Source organism: Streptococcus sp. HMSC072D05 (assembly GCF_001815805.1).
Classification (GTDB): domain Bacteria; phylum Bacillota; class Bacilli; order Lactobacillales; family Streptococcaceae; genus Streptococcus.
In genome coordinates, this window is record NZ_KV822038.1 from 160,444 (window position 1) to 160,823 (window position 380).

A 380-nucleotide genomic window follows, 5' to 3' on the forward strand; every position below is an offset into this window, starting at 1 on the left:
GTAAAGCAGTGACAGGTCTTCAAAAGATTGGCAAACAAACACTTTACTTTGACCAAGATGGTAAGCAAGTCAAGGGTAAAGTAGTAACTTTGGCTGATAAATCCATCCGTTACTTTGATGCCGACTCAGGAGAAATGGCAGTCGGCAAGTTTGCAGAAGGTGCCAAGAACGAATGGTATTACTTTGACAAAACTGGTAAAGCAGTGACAGGTCTTCAAAAGATTGACAAACAAACACTTTACTTCGACCAAGATGGCAAGCAAGTCAAGGGCAAAATCGTGACACTTTCAGATAAGAGTATCCGTTACTTTGATGCCAACTCAGGAGAAATGGCGGTCGGCAAGTTTGCTGAAGGTGCCAAGAACGAATGGTATTACTTT

At 42.1% G+C, this 380-nt stretch carries 1 pseudogene; it reads left to right on the forward strand.

Features of this window, described 5'->3' with window-relative positions:
- Positions 1–380: pseudogene (locus HMPREF3057_RS10495) on the forward strand (hypothetical protein); the annotation flags it as partial.